16 protein-coding genes are annotated in these 16505 nt (G+C 62.9%); 7 read left to right on the forward strand and 9 right to left on the reverse strand.

The genetic code is table 11. The features are described 5' to 3' along the window. Positions 1-15: 15 nt before the first annotated feature. The 5 genes from WBN73_RS19055 to dxr form a co-directional block, all read right to left on the reverse strand. Complete coding sequence (locus WBN73_RS19055; RefSeq protein ID WP_207597519.1) at positions 16-894, reverse strand: GNAT family N-acetyltransferase; 879 nt, start codon at positions 892-894, stop codon at positions 16-18. Continuing rightward, on the reverse strand, positions 857-2023 hold the full coding sequence (gene ispG, locus WBN73_RS19060; RefSeq protein ID WP_024820317.1) for a flavodoxin-dependent (E)-4-hydroxy-3-methylbut-2-enyl-diphosphate synthase: 1167 nt from the start codon (positions 2021-2023) through the stop codon (positions 857-859). Before ispG ends, WBN73_RS19055 begins: the two co-directional genes overlap by 38 nt. A 47-nt stretch (positions 2024-2070) precedes the next feature. Continuing rightward, positions 2071-2364, reverse strand: coding sequence for a YciI family protein (locus tag WBN73_RS19065; protein ID WP_207596995.1), 294 nt, complete (start codon positions 2362-2364; stop codon positions 2071-2073). A 63-nt stretch (positions 2365-2427) separates the two neighbouring features. Next, positions 2428-3759: a M50 family metallopeptidase gene (locus WBN73_RS19070; RefSeq protein ID WP_207596994.1), complete on the reverse strand. Its 1332-nt coding sequence runs from the start codon at positions 3757-3759 to the stop codon at positions 2428-2430. A gap of 32 nt (positions 3760-3791) precedes the next feature. Further along, on the reverse strand, positions 3792-4976 hold the full coding sequence (gene dxr / locus WBN73_RS19075) for a 1-deoxy-D-xylulose-5-phosphate reductoisomerase (RefSeq protein ID WP_207596993.1): 1185 nt from the start codon (positions 4974-4976) through the stop codon (positions 3792-3794). A 105-nt stretch (positions 4977-5081) separates the two neighbouring features. Here dxr and WBN73_RS19080 point away from each other — a divergent pair, with 105 nt between their 5' ends. Continuing rightward, the gene (locus WBN73_RS19080; RefSeq protein ID WP_280627635.1) at positions 5082-6542 is read left to right on the forward strand and encodes a lipase maturation factor family protein; all 1461 of its coding nucleotides are present in this window, start codon (positions 5082-5084) and stop codon (positions 6540-6542) included. Here WBN73_RS19080 and WBN73_RS19085 read toward each other — a convergent pair. Further along, positions 6513-7580 carry a LacI family DNA-binding transcriptional regulator gene (locus WBN73_RS19085; protein WP_337341035.1) on the reverse strand — a complete coding sequence of 356 codons (1068 nt, stop codon included), beginning with the start codon at positions 7578-7580 and terminating at the stop codon, positions 6513-6515. The genes WBN73_RS19080 and WBN73_RS19085 overlap by 30 nt on opposite strands. Before the next feature lie 282 nt (positions 7581-7862). Between WBN73_RS19085 and WBN73_RS19090 the strand changes: the two genes are divergently transcribed. The 6 genes from WBN73_RS19090 to WBN73_RS19115 are packed head-to-tail and all read left to right on the forward strand — an operon-like array spanning position 7863 to position 14097. Further along, the gene (locus WBN73_RS19090) at positions 7863-9182 is read left to right on the forward strand and encodes an extracellular solute-binding protein (protein ID WP_337341036.1); all 1320 of its coding nucleotides are present in this window, start codon (positions 7863-7865) and stop codon (positions 9180-9182) included. Between the two features lie 4 nt (positions 9183-9186). Next, positions 9187-10113 (forward strand): carbohydrate ABC transporter permease, encoded by a 927-nt coding sequence (locus tag WBN73_RS19095; protein ID WP_443193274.1) that lies wholly within the window; start codon positions 9187-9189, stop codon positions 10111-10113. Further along, positions 10113-11012, forward strand: a complete 900-nt coding sequence (locus WBN73_RS19100) for a carbohydrate ABC transporter permease (RefSeq protein ID WP_337341037.1) — start codon at positions 10113-10115, stop codon at positions 11010-11012. Before WBN73_RS19095 ends, WBN73_RS19100 begins: the two co-directional genes overlap by 1 nt. 30 nt (positions 11013-11042) lie before the next feature. Continuing rightward, a complete protein-coding gene (locus WBN73_RS19105) occupies positions 11043-12263 on the forward strand; it encodes a Gfo/Idh/MocA family protein (RefSeq protein ID WP_337341038.1) in 1221 nt (406 codons plus the stop codon). Between the two features lie 8 nt (positions 12264-12271). Then, complete coding sequence (locus tag WBN73_RS19110; protein ID WP_207596986.1) at positions 12272-12973, forward strand: ThuA domain-containing protein; 702 nt, start codon at positions 12272-12274, stop codon at positions 12971-12973. Beyond that, the gene (locus WBN73_RS19115; protein ID WP_337341039.1) at positions 12958-14097 is read left to right on the forward strand and encodes a Gfo/Idh/MocA family protein; all 1140 of its coding nucleotides are present in this window, start codon (positions 12958-12960) and stop codon (positions 14095-14097) included. The genes WBN73_RS19110 and WBN73_RS19115 overlap by 16 nt, the downstream gene beginning before the upstream one ends. Positions 14098-14176: 79 nt before the next feature. Here the strand turns inward: WBN73_RS19115 and WBN73_RS19120 are convergent, their stop codons facing one another. The 3 genes from WBN73_RS19120 to WBN73_RS19130 all read right to left on the reverse strand — a co-directional run bounded on the left by WBN73_RS19120 (position 14177) and on the right by WBN73_RS19130 (position 16375). After that, the gene (locus WBN73_RS19120) at positions 14177-15043 is read right to left on the reverse strand and encodes an HpcH/HpaI aldolase/citrate lyase family protein (RefSeq protein ID WP_337341040.1); all 867 of its coding nucleotides are present in this window, start codon (positions 15041-15043) and stop codon (positions 14177-14179) included. A gap of 97 nt (positions 15044-15140) precedes the next feature. Beyond that, positions 15141-15626 (reverse strand): MaoC family dehydratase, encoded by a 486-nt coding sequence (locus WBN73_RS19125; RefSeq protein ID WP_207596983.1) that lies wholly within the window; start codon positions 15624-15626, stop codon positions 15141-15143. Then, positions 15623-16375 carry a CoA transferase subunit B gene (locus WBN73_RS19130; protein ID WP_337341041.1) on the reverse strand — a complete coding sequence of 251 codons (753 nt, stop codon included), beginning with the start codon at positions 16373-16375 and terminating at the stop codon, positions 15623-15625. Before WBN73_RS19130 ends, WBN73_RS19125 begins: the two co-directional genes overlap by 4 nt. Positions 16376-16505: the final 130 nt, after the last annotated feature.

The following is a 16505-nucleotide window of genomic DNA, read 5'->3' on the forward strand; positions in this document are numbered from 1 at the left end:
GTTCCCGGCCGGAGGCTAAAAAAGCACCGTGGCGAACGTGCCCACTTGCTCGAAGCCTACCCGTTCGTAGGTGGCGCGGGCCTTGGCGTTGTAGTCGTTGACGTACAGGCTGGTCACCGGGGCAAAGGTCTTTGAGAGATTCACGACGGCGGCCATGTAGCCGGCGCTCTGGCCGCGTCCCCGGAGTTCCGGATTCATCCATACACCCTGGACCTGGGTCACATCCGCCGTGACGGCACCGAGTTCAGCTTTGAAGACCACCGTGCCTCCGGCGTCAATGTGGACCAGGGAATGTCCCTGCCGGATCAGGCCGGCTACCCGCCTGCTGTAGAACTCCTGGCCTCCAAGGAAGGGAGAATAGCCAACTTCTTCCTCGAACATGGCCGCGCAGGCCGGAAGGATGCGGTCAAAGTCCTCCATGGCGCCAAAGGTCAGGGCAGGATTGGCGCCGATGGCAGGTCCACCGGAGATGGTCAGGAGGGGCTGGCGGGACCGGATCTCGTGGGCGGCGTGGCCCAGTTGTTCAAAACGCGAGTAGAGGGCCAGCACGGTGTCGGCGGGGCCAAAAATTGAAGCGTAACGGCGTCCGGTTTGGTGGGCCGCCGTTGCCGCATAGCCTGCCAACGCAGGATCAAGTTGCACAGGAACGAGGTTAGCCCCGGCCCAGCAGGCACCCAGGAGCGTTTGATCGTGGAACACTCCAAAAATACTGGCACCACCGCTGGTGGGCGCAGCCGTCCCCGTGCTGTCCAAGTGGGACAGGATGAAGACATTGGCCACCACGTCTTCGCTGGCCAGCGCGCGCAGAGCCAGGGTGTCGGCTTTGCCGAGCACCCTGACTCCCAAGCCGTTCTCGTTACGAGACGCTAACCACGGGGCTACCCTTGACAGCATCTTCGCCATCGGCCTCCCCCATCTCTTCGGCGATGCGCATGGCCTCTTCGATCAGTGTCTCAACAATTTCGCTCTCAGGCACAGTCTTGATGACTTCGCCCTTCACGAAAATCTGGCCCTTGCCGTTTCCGGAGGCCACGCCGAGGTCTGCTTCACGGGCCTCACCGGGTCCGTTGACGACGCAGCCCATGACGGCGACGCGCAGGGGAATCTCCATGCCTTCCAGCCCGGCCGTTACCTGCTCCGCCAGCGTGTAAACATCAACCTGCGCACGGCCACAAGACGGGCAGGAGACGATTTCCAGCTTGCGGGGGCGCAGGTTCAGGGATTGCAGGATCTGGTTGCCCACCTTGATTTCCTCCACCGGCGGAGCCGAAAGGGAAACACGAATGGTGTCACCGATGCCGCGGGACAGAAGCGCACCGAACGCTGTTGCCGACTTGATGGTGCCCTGGAATGCCGGCCCGGCCTCGGTCACACCGAGGTGCAAGGGCCAGTCGCCCTGCTCAGCCAGCATTTCGTATGCGGCCACCATGATCACGGGGTCGTTGTGCTTGACGGAGATCTTGAAGTCGTGGAAGCCGTGTTCCTCGAACAGGGACGCTTCCCACACGGCGGACTCCACCAGGGCTTCGGGTGTCGCCTTGCCGTACTTCTTCATGATGCCCGGCTCCAGGGAACCGGCATTGACGCCGATCCGGATGGACGTGCCGTGGTCCCGGGCCGCTGCCGCGATTTCCTTGACCTGGTCATCGAACTTACGGATGTTGCCCGGGTTCACACGAACAGCCGCGCATCCGGCCTCAATGGCCGCGAAAACGTACTTGGGCTGGAAGTGGATATCGGCGATCACGGGGATCTGGGACTTGCGGGCGATGATGGGAAGCGCTTCGGCGTCGTCCGCCGAAGGACACGCAACACGCACGATGTCGCAGCCGGATGCCGTGAGTTCGGCAATCTGCTGAAGAGTGGCGTTGATATCCGTGGTGGGCGTCGTGGTCATGGACTGAACGCTGATGGGCGAATCAGAACCAACACCAACGGACCCAACCTTGATCTGCCGTGTCTTACGGCGCGGGGCAAGGACGGGGGGTGGGGCTGCTGGCATTCCCAGGCTGACCGAGGTCACGTGGACTCCTTGGATTGGGGTGGATCGTTGTGGTGGAGAACGCCCGGCTAGGACGCGTGGGCCGCCAGGACCCCGATGATGGGGGCCCATTCGGTGGTGCGGATGCCGGCAATCACGCCTGCTTCGGCAAAAGGATCCTGCTTGAGGAGGTCGTTGAGCCCGGTTTCATCTGCGGACTTGAAGATCAGGAGGGCACCGGCGCCGTCACCGTACGGGCCGCTGGCAAGGAGCTTGCCTTCCTCGGCCAGTTCGCCCAGCCAGGCACGGTGTGCGGGGCGGGCTTCGTCGCGAAGGGCACCGGAGTCGGCGACGTATACGTACTCAACAGCGAAAACAGTCATGGTGCTAGCCTATCCCGCCTGCTCCGACGGAAATATTCATGTTCTACCGAAAATGTTCATGGCTCAGCCGAAGATGTTGACGGGCTTCACGATGTCCGCGTAGATCAGCAGGGCACCCATGGCCATCAGCAGCGCAGCCACCACGTAGGTCAGCGGCAACAGTTTCGCAATGTCGAACGAACCCGGATCCGGTTTGCCCCTCAACCTGGCCACTTGGCGCCGTGCGCCCTCGTACAAAGCCCCTGCCACATGGCCGCCATCGAGGGGAAGCAAGGGGATGAGGTTGAAGATGGCCAACGCGAAGTTCAGCCCTGCAAGCAGCCCCACCAGGGTTCCGATGCGGGCCTGCATGGGAACCTGTTCCATGGCCGCGACTTCGCCGGCCACGCGGCCAACGCCCACTACGCTGATGGGACCGTTCGGATCCCGGGGTTCCTCGCTGAAGGCTGCTTTCGCCACCCCGGCTACCCTGGCCGGCAGGTTGAAGATCACACCGGAAATTTGTTTGATGTTCTCCCCCGCCATGGGGAGAACGGCCGACGCCGGTTGGGGAACCAAGGCGCTTTGGGCGCCGATCCCGAGGAAGCCGACCTCCTGGTACTGCAGAACACCGTTGGCGTCCTGCGCCTGGCGCCCATCGGAGCCCACCACGGGACGGGACGAGAGCACAGGGGTCACGGTGGTCTCCACAGGAGAACCGTTGCGCTGCACGGTGATGGCCACATCCTTGCCTGCCGAGGCACGGATCCAGCCGGTCAGTTCGTCCCAACTCGTGACGGTCTTTCCGTCGAAGGACGTGATGGTGTCGTTCGGCTGGAGCCCCGCAGCTGCTGCCGGTGTGGGCTTGCAGTCCGCTGAATCCGGATCCACGGTTTCGCCCGCGGCGACCTGGCATTTGGAAACGTCTGCGATGGTGGTGGTCGCCTGCGCCGTGCCGAAGCCCATGACCAGGACGGCCAACAGGATCAACCCGATGATCATGTTCATGGCAGGGCCACCGAGCATGACAATGATCTTTTTCCACACGGGCAATTTGTAGAAGACGCGGTTTTCGTCCCCCGGCCCTACTTCTTCGTGCGCCATGGAGCGCGCTTCTGTGGCCAGCGTTTGAAACATCCCGGTGCTGGAAGGGCGGACAGCGCCGTCCACCTTATTGGGTGGGTACATGCCGATCATGGAGACGTATCCGCCCAGTGGAAGGGCTTTGAATCCGTACTCCGTCTCGCCCTTCTTCCTGGACCAGAGGGTAGGGCCAAAGCCGATCATGTACTTGGTGACGCGGACTTTGAAGAGCTTCGCCGGCACCAGATGGCCTACCTCGTGAAGCGCGATGGAAACGGCGACGCCGATGGCGACGAAGACGACTCCGAGAATGAAGAGAAGGACGGGACTCATGCCGGTGGGACTGCTTCCATAAGGGTTCTGAGCTACAGGGCGCTGCTGGCTAAACGATCAAGGGTGCGGGCGCGTGCCCACTTCTCAGCATCCAGCACGGACTCCACCGTTAGCTCGGAGGAGCCTGAATGTTCACTGAGGACGGACTCCACGGTATCCACGATGTCCGTGAAGCGGATGCGCCCGGCGTGGAAGGCCTGGACGGCTTCCTCATTGGCGGCGTTGAACACCGCCGGGAAGGTGCTGCCTTGTTTGGCGGCGTCCTTGGCCAGATCCACGGCGGGGAATGCCACGGTGTCCAAGGGCTCGAACGTCCAACTGGTGGCCTTGGTCCAGTCGCAGGGCTTGGCAGCACGCGGGACGCGGTCCGGCCATCCCAGCCCCAGCGCGATAGGCAGGCGCATGTCCGGGGGTGACGCCTGGGCAATGATGGACCCGTCCACAAACTGGACCATGGAGTGAACCACCGACTGAGGGTGGACAACCACCTCGATCCTGTCCAGGGGAACATCGAACAACAAGTGTGCCTCAATGACTTCCAGGCCCTTGTTGACCAGGCTGGCGGAGTTGGTGGTGACCATCAGGCCCATGTCCCAGGTGGGGTGGGCCAGCGCTTCCTGCGGCGTAACCCCGTGAAGCTGATCGCGTGTGCGCCCGCGGAAGGGACCGCCGGATGCGGTCAGGATCAACTTCTCCACTTCCTGCTCGGTCCCGGACCGCAAACACTGGGCAATGGCGGAGTGCTCAGAGTCAACGGGCACTATCTGCCCCGGCCGGGCCGCGGCCTTGACCAGGGCACCACCCACGATCAGTGATTCCTTATTGGCCAGTGCCAGCGTTGCGCCGGTGCTGAGCGCGGCCAAGGTAGGTGCCAAGCCAATGGAACCGGTGATGCCATTGAGGACGACGTCACACTCGATGGCTGCGATCCGGGTGGAGGCATCCGGGCCGACGAAGATCTCCGGCGCACAATGGGGCACCCCCGCAGCCGAGGCCGCCGCGTCAATCAGTTGCCGCAAAACCGCGGGATCTCCCTGGGCTATGCCCACAGCCTGCGCTTGGGTGTGGACCGCCTGCCGGGCGATGAGTTCCAGGTTCCCTCCACCTGCGCTGAGCGCCACCACCTCAAAACGGTGCGGGGCAGCATCGACGACGTCAATCGCTTGTGTGCCGATGGAACCGGTGGACCCGAGGATGACGATCTTGCGCGGCTGCATTCTCCAAGTATCCCAGCCAGTAACGCGAGCGGCGAACGGAGCATGGACGATACTGGGAAAACCTGCATCGCTTGACCATCCACAGCCCGCGCGTACGGTGGAAAGGTGGAGTGGCTGTCCTGGTTTGATGCGCGCGACTATGAGTTCGCCCGGCAAGTGTTGCAGCGCGGCACGGCTGCGCTGTATCTGGTTGCCTTTCTTTCCACCATGAACCAGTTCCCTGCACTCCTCGGCGAGCGCGGGCTGCTGCCGGTACCGGCGTTCCTGGACATGGCCCGCAGACTGGCCAGGCCCACCCTCTTCCGCTGGTATTACTCCGATGCGCTCCTGGGGTGGGTGTGCTGGACGGGGATCGGCGTCGCTGCCTTGCTCGTGATCGGTCTCCCCCAAACGGGCCCTCCATGGCTGCCCATGCTGGCATTTCTGATCCTGTGGTTCCTCTACATGTCGATCGTCAATGTCGGCCAGACGTTCTACGGCTTCGGCTGGGAGATCCTGCTTCTCGAGGCCGGGTTTACCGTGGCCTTCCTCGGCTCGGACCAGACTCCCCCGCCCACCACCATCCTGATCCTCATTGTGTGGCTGGTTTTCCGGCTTGAGTTCGGGGCGGGCATGATCAAGATCCGGGGCGGCCGCGAGTGGCGCGATATGACGGCTATGTTCTACCACCATGAGACACAGCCCATGCCGGGCCCGCTCAGCAGGCAAGCCCATCTCCTGCCGCGTCCGCTGCATAAAGTGGAAGTGGCGGGCAACCATTTCGCACAGCTGGTGGTGCCGTTTTTCCTCTTCGCGCCACAGCCCCTGGCCGGCATTGCGGCAGGCATCATCATCGCGACCCAGCTATGGCTGGTAGGCACCGGGAATTTTGCCTGGTTGAACTGGGCGGCGATCATCCTTGCCTTCGCGGCCGTCAGCGACCCCCTCGCCCACGCGGTCTTTCCGTTCATCCCGCTGGACTGGCACCCTGGCGCCGATACCCCGGTGTGGTGGCTCGCCGTCGTCGTGCTCGTGACTGTGGTGTTGCTGGCGTTGAGCTACCAGCCGCTCCTGAACCTTTTCTCCAGCCGGCAGCTGATGAATGCCAGCTTCAACCGTTGGCGTCTGGTCAACGCCTATGGGGCGTTCGGGACCGTCACCAAGCAGCGGATCGAGATCGTAGTTGAAGGCACACTGGCCGAGGAGCCGGACGCCGCCGATGAGCTCTGGCGTGAGTACGGCTTCAAGGGCAAGCCCGGCGAGGTGCGGCGGCTCCCGCGGCAGTGGGCGCCGTACCATCTACGCCTGGATTGGCTGATGTGGTTCCTGCCGCTGCGGACTGTCCACGAAGACTGGTTCTACGCCTTCCTGGACAAGCTGCTGGAGGCAGACAAGCCCACGTTGGGGCTGCTTCGCCATGACCCGTTCGACGGCGAACGCCCCCGTTGGGTGCGCGCACGCAGCTATCTGTACCGGTTCGCCAGCCGTGCGGAGTTCCGTGAGACCGGCGAACGCTGGGTACGGGTCTGGCTGTATGACGCCATTGGACCGGTGGGGCTAAACCCGCGACGCCGCTTTCTTTCGTGAGGCCAGGTCCACGGGGGGTGCCGTTGATTCCCGGACCACCAGGTGGGTTGCGAGTTCCACGCGCCGGGAGTCGATGTCTTCGCCCTGCATCTGGCGCAGGATGAAGTTCAACGCCGATCGCCCGATCTCCTGAAGCGGCTGGCTCACGGAAGTGAGGGGCGGCGTGGATTCTTCAGCTTGGTAGGTACCGTCGAACCCCACCAGGCTGATTTCCTCGGGAATCCGCACATCCTGCCTACGTGCCTCGGCCAGCACCCCCATGGCGATGCTGTCGCTGCCGGCGAAGACTGCCGTGGGCGGATCCTCCAGCGCCAACAGGGACTTGAAGGCTGTGGCCCCGGTCTCGGGGCGGAACGGGCCTGCCGATACGTATTCGTGTTCCACCGTTATGCCTGCGGCCATGAGCGCGGCCATGTAACCGTGCAGCCTGGCCTGGCTGCATTCGGCGGTGGCTGGGCCGCCGATGTACGCGATCCGCCGATGCCCCAGCTCCAGGAGGTGTGTCGCGGCGGCTTTGCCACCGGCCCAGTTGCTGGCGCCCACACTGAACAGGTCGGCCGGCGGCGGGTTGAGGGGGTCGATCACCACAATGGGAATTTGACGCCTTTGGAAGGCCTCCAAGTGGGCTGTGCCAAAGGCTGAGGTCACCACGATCATCCCGCTGCGGCCTTCATCGACCATGCGTTGGGCCCGTTCTTCCGGCCCCAGCGGAGGCGCCGCCTGGAGACCGGTCACGGACAGGATCACTTCCATGTCGGAGACGTTTGCCTGCTCCATGATCCCCTTGAGGACTTCCATGTTGTAGGCCGAATTGAGGGAATCAAAAACCGCTTCGACAGTCCGCTGCACCGGATTGCTTTTGCGCTGGAGGGGAGATTTATAGCCTGTGCGCTGCAGTGCCGCCAGCACGCGGGCCCGGGTTGCCTGGGCCACATCCCCGCGACCGTTGACCACCTTGGAGACAGTAGGCACAGAGACTCCCACCTCCTGCGCGACGGCAGAGAGGGTCAGCTTGGAGGGTCGATCGTCGGGGCTCACAGTTTTCGCTTTCGAAAAGTTTCGGTTGCAGACAGTGTGCATCGTCGTCGGCCCGCCCGTCAATATGGCTCGCGTGCCTCCGATATCTCTTGGAAATTGACCCTTGACGGTGACGTGGCTCACGGCTAAGTTAGGTGGGCACTTCCGAAAGGACCTTCGAAACATTTCGAAAAAGCTTTCAGGGTACTGGTGATCACAGGTGATCCCTCCCCCGCAGAGTGCGGCTTTGTACGAGCAGCCGGGCCATCAGCGTCGAGCCCGTAGGACGAATGGAAACAGCACATGAATAATCTGAAGTTGCGCACCGCCGGAATGGCGGTCTCGGCAGCCGTCTTGTCGATCTCGCTCGCAGCCTGCGGCTCCTCGGGCCCTGCCGGAACCGGAGTCTCCGCGGATTCGGCCACCATGTGGGGGCTCACCGGCGGTGACCAGCCGGTGTTCCAAGCCTCCGTGGACTCCTGGAACAAAACACACCCCGATTCCTCCATCAAGCTCGACTTCTTCGCCAACGATGCCTACAAGACCAAGGTGCGCACGGCCGTCGGCGCCGGACAGGGTCCCACGTTGGTCTATGGCTGGGGAGGCGGTGTCCTGAAGTCCTACGTTGACGCCGGACAGGTGGACGACCTCACGGGATTCCTCAAGGAAAACCCGGAAGTCCAGAACCGCTACCTTCCCTCCATCCTGGAAAGCGGCGTGGTCGACGGCAAGACCTACGCCCTCCCCAACAACAAAGTGCAGCCCGTAGTTCTGTACTACAACAAGGAAGTCTTCGACAAGATCGGCGCGGAGGCACCCAAGACCTGGGACGAACTCATGGCCCTGGTCCCCAAGTTCAAGGCCGCAGGCGTGGCACCCTTCTCCTTGGGTGGGCAGTCCAAATGGCCGGACCTTATGTGGCTCGAATACCTGGTAGACCGCATCGGCGGCCCCGAAGTCTTCGCCAAGATCGCGTCCAACACGCCGAATGCCTGGTCCGACCCAGCTGTCATTGAGGCATTGACCAAGATCCAGGAACTGGTGGACGCCGGCGGCTTCATCAACGGCTTCTCCTCCATTGCCGCGGACAGCAACGCCGACCAGGCCCTGCTCTACACCGGCAAGGCCGCCATGGTCCTGCAGGGCAGCTGGATCTACCAAGGCATGAAAAAGGACGCAGCGGACTTCGTCACCAGCGGCAAGCTCGGATACACCCCCTTCCCCACCGTAGAGGGCGGCAAGGGCGACCCGGCCAACGTCGTGGGCAACCCCACCAACTTCTGGTCAGTCTCCTCCAAAGCCACCGAAGAACAGAAGAAAACGGCCCTTGAGTACGTCAAGGACGGAATGTTCACCGATGAGAACGTCCAAAGCCTCATCGACTCAGGAGCCGTACCCGTGGTCACCGGTATTGAAGACAAGCTGGCGGCATCCCCTGACAAGGACTTCCTGAGCTACGTGTATGGAATGGCCAAGGATGCACCGGACTTCACCCTGTCCTGGGACCAGGCACTCAGCCCCGCGCAAGGCGATGCCATGCTGGCCAACCTGGACCAGATCTTCCTGAAGAAGATCACCCCGGAACAGTTCGCTTCCACCATGAACGCAACGATCGGAAAGTAGCCCGGTGTCGTCCACTACTGCGCACCGCCGGACCGCCCGGGCACAGCTGTGCCGACCGACCCTCGAGAAGGGTCCGTCGGGGTGGCTGGCCGCCCCGGCGCTCGCGTTCTTCATGCTGTTCGCCATCCTCCCGCTCCTGGGAGTCCTGTTCCTGAGCTTCACCCGCTGGGATGGCCTGGGCGAGATCAAGCTCGACGGCCTGTCCAGCTGGAACACCGTCCTGGCAGATCCCGTGACGGGCAACGCCTTGCTCGTCACCGCCAAGATCATGTTCTTCTCCTTCATTGTCCAGGCACCCATCAGTCTCTTGTTAGGCGTCTTCACCGCAGCAAACCAGAAGTACCGTGCCGCGTTGGCCGTCCTGTACTTCGTTCCGCTGTTGCTCTCCTCGGCCGCTGTGGCCATTGCCTTCAAGGCCCTGCTGGACCCGAACTTCGGCCTCGGCCCCGGCTTGGGTTTGCCGTTCCTGGCGCAGGACTGGCTGGGCAACTCGGATCTGGTCCTGTTCGTGGTGGTCTTCGTCATCGCGTGGCAGTTCGTTCCGTTCCACACCCTGATCTACCAAGGCGGCGTCCGGCAGATCCCCGCCTCCCTCTATGAAGCCGCGCAGATCGACGGCGCCGGCCGCGTACAGCAGTTCCTCAACATCACGCTCCCCCAGCTGAAGTACACCATCATCACCTCCTCCACCCTCATGGTGGTGGGATCCCTGGCGTACTTCGACCTGGTGTTCGTGCTGACCGCGGGCGGCCCCGGCTATTCAACCAGGCTGTTGCCGCTGCACATGTACCTCACTGGCTTCAAAGCGAACGACATGGGCGCAGCGAGCGCGCTGGGAGTGATCCTGGTGGTCATCGGACTGGCCCTGGCACTGTTCCTTCAACGACTCGGCGGCAAGAACCGCAACGCCAGCCAATTGGAAGGTGCGTAATGGCTTCCACCACACAACTCCCCACAGCACCGGCAACGCTGCACGAACCGGCGGCCGACCGCCGTCGTCCGCAGAAAATGGGCCGCTCGCGGCCCAACTTCCTCGGAGGACTGGGGGGCTGGCTCTGGCTCGCGGTCATTATTGTGCCTGTGTACTACGTGGTGATCACCAGCTTGAAGAACCAAGCAGGCTTCTTCACCTCCAATCCGCTGATGCCCCCGGCGGAACCAACGCTGGATAACTACAAGCTGGTCGTGGAGAACGAGTTCGCCAAGTACTTCACCAACAGCCTGATCGTAACGGTGGGCAGCGTGGTTCCAGCCCTCTTTGTCTCCTTCATGGCGGCGTACGCCATTGTGCGCGGCAAGGGGAAGTTCCTGAGTTGGACCAACAACGTGTTCCTCCTGGGCCTGGCCATTCCCCTGCATGCCACGATCATCCCGATCTACTGGATGATCACCAAAGCCCACATGTACGACACTTTGCTGGCACTCATCCTGCCCTCGATTGCCTTTGCCATCCCCATTTCCGTGCTGATTCTCTCCAACTTCATGAGGGACGTGCCCAACGAACTTTTTGAGTCGATGCGGCTGGACGGCTGCTCCGACTGGGCCATGATGTGGCGCCTGGCATTGCCGATGACCAAGCCCGCTGTCATCACGGTTGGCATCTACAACGCACTGCATGTATGGAACGGATTCCTGTTCCCGCTGATCTTGACCCAAAGCCCGGACACCCGCGTTCTGCCGTTATCGCTCTGGACGTTCCAAGGTGAGTTCAGCGTCAACATTCCTGCGGTGCTCGCCTCGGTTGTCCTGGCTACGCTCCCACTGCTGGTGATTTACGTCGTTGCACGGCGCCAATTGCTCAGTGGCCTGACCGCCGGCTTCAGCAAATAACTGGCTGCTGCCAGGAGAAAGGGACCACACATGACACAGCCACAGCCCTTGCGGGTAGGCATGGTGGGCTACTCATTCATGGGAGCCGCCCACTCCCACGCCTGGCGGACCGCGCCGCGCTTCTTCGACTTGCCGCTGAGACCTGAATTGGCTGCCGTGGCCGGCCGCAACGAAGCCGGTGTCCGGGCAGCAGCCAGCAAATTTGGTTGGGACTCAACCGAAACTGACTGGCGTCGTCTGATAGAGCGCGAAGACATCGACCTCATCGATATCTGCACGCCTGGCAATACCCACGCGGAGATCGCCATTGCCGCTCTTGAAGCGGGAAAGCATGTCCTCTGCGAGAAGCCGTTGGCCAATTCAGTGGAGGAAGCGGAGAAGATGACGGCAGTGGCCCAGGCGGCAGCCGGCCGTGGGGTTCTCTCCATGTGCGGCTTCAGCTACCGCCGCACGCCTGCCCTGGCGCTGGCCAAGCGGATGGTGGACGATGGCCGGCTGGGCAGCATCCGCCACGTCCGCGCACAGTATCTGCAGGACTGGCTCAGCGACGCAGACGCGCCGCTGACCTGGCGGATGGACAAGTCCAAATCCGGCTCCGGATCACTGGGCGACATCGGGGCGCACAGCATTGACGCCGCGCAATGGATCACCGGCCTGAACATCAGCGGCGTCTCGGCCTTGCTGGAGACATTCGTCAAGGAACGCCCGGTGGGCGGAGACTTTGTGGGGCTTGGTGGCCACGGCGGCGCAGATGGTCCTCGAGGACCGGTAACGGTGGACGACGCGGCACTGTTCACCGCCCGCTTCGAGGCCACCCACGACGACGGCGCTGACGCCAGCTCACGCTTCAACGGCAATTCCGGCCCCATCGGCATCTTCGAAGCTACCCGGTTTGCCTTGGGCCGCAAGAACGCCATGCGCCTGGAGCTGAACGGCACCAAGGGGTCTCTGGCCTTCGATTTCGAGGACATGAACTCGCTCCAGTTCTACGATGCCGCCTTGGAACCTGACGCGGGCTTCCGAAAAATCATGGTCACCGAGCCTTCCCACCCTTATGTGGGCAACTGGTGGCCCACCGGCCATGGACTGGGGTACGAGCACGGCTTCACGCATCAGGTGGTGGACCTCGTGACCGCCATCGGCGCAGGCGAGCAGCCGTCGCCGTCGTTCGCTGACGCTTTGCAGGTGCAAAAGGTTCTGGCCGCCGTCGAGGCGAGCGCGGACAACTCAAGCCGCTGGCAGAAAGTCTGAAAGGAAACATGACACGCGAAAACAAGACAGCGTTGGTGGTTCGAGGCGGTTGGGACGGCCACCAACCGGTGGAGGCCACCGAACTGTTCATCCCCTTCCTCAAGGACAATGGCTACGACGTCCGGGTGGAAGAATCCCCGAAGATCTATGCCGACTCCGAGTACATGGCGGGCGTGGACCTCATAGTGCAATGCATGACCATGACGACCATCGAGAAGCACGAATTCGAGGGTCTTCGCGCGGCAGTCGAAAACGGCACGGGCCTTGCCGGCTGGCACGGGGGCATCGCCGATTCCTACCGCAACAACTCGGACTACCTGCACCTGATTGGCGGCCAGTTTGCCTGCCACCCCGGCAAGCACGCGGACCAGCGGATCGGCGAGCAGTCGGATAACTACGTCCCTTACACCGTGAACATGTTGCCCGCTGCGGCCGATCACCCCATCACGCAGGGTATCAGCGACTTCGACCTCGTCACGGAGCAGTACTGGGTCCTGTCCGACGACTACATTGACGTTCTGGCCACCACCACGCAAAAGGTGCGGGAATGGGATCCGTGGAACCGTGAGGTCACCTCGCCTGCCATCTGGACCCGTCAGTGGGGTGAGGGCAGGATCTTCGTCTGCACTCCCGGCCACCGCGTGGAAATCCTCCAGGACAGCAACGTCCGTACCATCATTGAAAGGGGCATGCTGTGGGCGTCCCGGTAGACCTTGCCAAGGAGTTGGGCACCGAGGGTCCGCTCAACGTTGGAGTCATTGGCTGTGGCGCCATCATCGCCCAGTACCTGACCAACTTCCGCCGGCTCGATTCCATCAACCTCGTGGCCGTAGCAGATCTGGACCCGGCCAGGGCGGAGGCCGTCGCCGACTCCTACGAGGGCGTCCGGGCACTGACCGTCGACGGGCTCCTCGCCGCCGATGACGTGGATCTGGTCCTGAACCTGACCATCCCTGCGGCCCATGCAGAGATCGCACTCAGAGCCATCGCCGCCGGCAAATCCGTTTACGGCGAAAAGCCACTGGCTGCCACCACGGCGGAGGCCCGGGACGTCCTGGCCGCTGCTGCGGCGGCCGGAGTTATTGTGGGCTGTGCCCCTGACACTGTGCTGGGCACGGGGATCCAGACCGCCCGCAAGGCAATCGACGACGGCCTGATCGGAGCGCCCGTTTCCGCCACGGCCACCATGGCTACCCCCGGGCACGAGCGCTGGCATCCCAACCCCGACTTCTATTACCAGCCCGGGGGTGGTCCCCTGCTGGACATGGGACCGTACTACGTCTCGGCCTTGGTCACACTGTTGGGTCCCGTGGTGTCGGTGGTGGGGGCTGCCAGCCATACCCGGAACGAACGCACCATCGGTTCGGGCCCACGGCAGGGTCAGACGGTGCCGGTGGACATTGACTCGCATGTCACCGGCGTCCTGGTCCATGCATCCGGTGCTCTGTCCACCCTGTTCATGAGCTTCGACGCGGTCAAGACCAAGAGCCCCAACATCGAGATCCACGGGGAAAAGGGGTCGCTGATCGTCCCGGACCCCAACCACTTCGACGGCGATGTACAGCTTTTCGCGCTGGGTGCCGAGGACTGGGAAACGCTCCCCGTTTCGGCCGGCTACGTGGACTCGGGCCGTGGCTTCGGAATCGCCGACCTCGCAGCGACCCCTGCGGGCCAGGAACCACGCGCGGGCGGACAACTGGCCTTCCACGCGCTGGAGGTCATGGAATCGGTGCTTGAATCCGCCAAAAACGGGAAGGCGGTATCCATCAAGAGCCAGGCAGCACGGCCCGCCGCTGTTGCACTGACAGCCCTGTCGACGGCGGTACGCGTCTAGCGCACTTACCGCCCGCCGGGACAACAGTTAATGCCCGTGTCGAATGCCGAACGTGGGCATTCGACATGGGCATTAACTGTCATCCCGCGGGGCGCCCGGCCCTGCGGAGTGTCGCTTGGGCATGCTTGAGGATGGGCCCGTCGATCATCTTGCCCTTGAACTGGAACACCCCCGTACCTGCCGCTTCCGCTGCGTCCAGGAGCTCGGTGGCTTCGGCCACCACTTCCGCGGAGGGAGCATAGGCCTCACGCACTACGGCCACCTGGTTGGGGTGGATGCAGGCCTTGGCGCCGAAACCGCTGGCTACGGCGTCGTGGGATTCTGCCAACAACCCTTCAAGATCCGGGATGTTCACGTAGACGGAGTCGATGGCTTCCTTGCCGGCAGCTTTTGCGGCAAGCAGGACCGCGGACCGTGAGTGCAGCGCGACAGCCCGGTACCCGCCGTCGTCGTTCCGGCTGGAGAGCCCGCCCAGGGAAGCCAACAGATCCTCAGCACCCCACATCAGTCCCACGGCGTTCGGCTCGGCCGCGATGGAGGAGGCATTGACGATGCCCGCCGCTGTCTCGCAGAGCGCAATGACCTGGTAGCCGGCCAGGGCTTTGAGTTGCCCGGCACTTTCCGCCTTGGCCAGCATGACCGTCCGGTAGGGCGTCTTCGCCAGGGTCTGGAGATCGAGCTCGAACTCAGGCGTTCCCACAGGGTTAACCCGGACAATAGTGCTGCCCGGATCCAGCTGGCCGTCACCCAACTGCTCAAGAATCGCCTCGCGGGCCCGGGGTTTGTCCGTCGGAGCCACCGCATCTTCGAGGTCCAGGATCACGGCATCGGACCGCTCGGCAGCCTTCCTGAAACGCTCCGGCCGGTCGGCTGGACAGAACAGGAGTGCCGGTCCCATGGTGAACGGCAGAACCGCTGAGGGAGACGGGGAGTCGGGAGAGGGCATGCGGATTCCTAGCTTGTAGTTCTGGCAAGGGACTGGACCTGTTCCAAGGCTGCGCGGTGTTTCAGGATTGCGTTGTGTTTCAGGATTGCGCTGTGTTTCAAGATTGCGTTGTGTGCGCTTCCTTCGTCCACATCAGGCATGTCCGGGTGGCCAGCGCCACCACCGCCCCATCCTGGTTACGGCCGGTGTGCTGCATGGTCACCACGCCTTGGCCGGGTCGGGAGGTCGACAACCTTTTTCCCGTGATCACCGTTTCCGTGTACAGGGTATCTCCGTGATACAGCGGGTGCGGAAAAGTGACATCGGTCAGCCCCAGCTGCGCGATGATGGTGCCCTGGGTCAGCTGGGCCACCGACTGCCCCACCATGGTGGATAAGGTGAACATGGAATTCATGAGCCGCTGCCCAAAGGGCTGGGTTGAGCTCCACGCCGCGTCCAGGTGCAGCGCCTGGGTATTCATGGTCATGGTGGTGAACAGGACGTTGTCCGCTTCAGTAACGGTCCGCCCTGGCTTATGGGCGTAGACCACGCCCTCTTCGAGTTCGTCGAAGTACAGCCCCCGCTGCTCAACAACCCGGGTCATACGGTGAGCTCCTGGTCTTCCTCGAACAGGTCGGCCCCGGTTGCTGCGAGGACGTCCTCAAGAGTGACATTGGGGGCCAGTTCGCGAAGGACCAGTCGCGGGTCCCCTTGGTCCTTGACGACGTCGATGACGGCCAGGTCGGTGATGATCCGGTCTACGCACCCTTTACCCGTCAAGGGCAGCGTGCAGTCCTGAACAATTTTCGGTCGGCCGCTGCGGTCCACGTGCTCCATCATGACGATGACCTTCTTGGCACCGAACACCAGGTCCATGGCGCCACCCATGCCCTTTACCATCTTGCCGGGAACCATCCAGTTGGCGAGGTCCCCGTTGGCAGCCACCTCCATGGCACCCAGCACAGCGACGTCCACGTGCCCGCCGCGGATCATGCCGAAGGACGCCGCCGAATCGAAGAACGCGGCCCCCGCATTCGTGGTGACCGTTTCCTTGCCCGCGTTGATGAGGTCCGGATCAATCTTGTCCTCGGCAGGGTAAGGACCGACGCCCAGGATCCCATTCTCGGAGTGAAGGATGACCTCCACACCATCAGGGATGTAATTGGGGATCAGGGTGGGCATCCCGATTCCCAGGTTCACATATTGGCCGTTGGTGAGCTCCTTGGCTACGCGGGCGGCCAGTTCGTTGCGGGTCCAGCCTTTGGCCTCGTGATGTTCGACGTCGGCGCGACGGTACTCGTGCCGTACGGCTTCCGGACGGGGTGGGATGTCGTGGAACGTGTTGTCGGTCATCGGTCCGTTCCTGTCTGGCTTGCGCCCGCCTGTCCAATGCCCGTTTGGTTTGGGCCCGTTTGGTTTGGGCCCGTTTGGTTTGGGCCCGTTTGGTTTGGGCCCGTTTGGTTTGGGCCCGTTTGGTTTGGGC

The organism is Paenarthrobacter sp. CCNWLY172, assembly GCF_037402035.1.
Taxonomy (GTDB): domain Bacteria; phylum Actinomycetota; class Actinomycetes; order Actinomycetales; family Micrococcaceae; genus Arthrobacter.